This is a genomic window from Telluria sp. Soil_C_11, from assembly GCF_057657395.1.
Genome location: NZ_JBDGIN010000056.1, coordinates 1 through 654 on the forward strand (window position 1 = coordinate 1; position 654 = coordinate 654).

Consider the following 654-nt stretch of genomic DNA (forward strand, 5'->3'; position numbering starts at 1 on the left):
GCTGCGAAGCAATCGGAAGTGGTTCCAAGAAAAGCCTCTAAGCTTCAGTCATACGAGACCGTACCGCAAACCGACACAGGTGGGCGAGATGAGTATTCTAAGGCGCTTGAGAGAACTCGGGAGAAGGAACTCGGCAAATTGGTACCGTAACTTCGGGATAAGGTACGCCCCGGTAGCTTGACCACTTTACTGTGGAAGGGTGAAAGGGTTGCAATAAACTGGTGGCTGCGACTGTTTAATAAAAACACAGCACTCTGCAAACACGAAAGTGGACGTATAGGGTGTGACGCCTGCCCGGTGCTGGAAGATTAAATGATGGGGTGCAAGCTCTTGATTGAAGTCCCAGTAAACGGCGGCCGTAACTATAACGGTCCTAAGGTAGCGAAATTCCTTGTCGGGTAAGTTCCGACCTGCACGAATGGCGTAACGATGGCCACACTGTCTCCTCCCGAGACTCAGCGAAGTTGAAATGTTTGTGATGATGCAATCTACCCGCGGCTAGACGGAAAGACCCCATGAACCTTTACTGTAGCTTTGCATTGGACTTTGAATCAATCTGTGTAGGATAGGTGGGAGGCTTTGAAGCGGGGACGCCAGTTCTCGTGGAGCCATCCTTGAAATACCACCCTGGTTCATTTGAGGTTCTAACCTTGG

At 50.5% G+C, this 654-nt stretch carries 1 rRNA gene; it reads left to right on the forward strand.

The window, feature by feature from the left end:
* Positions 1–654 (forward strand): 23S ribosomal RNA (locus tag AC3A6M_RS24840); the annotation flags it as partial.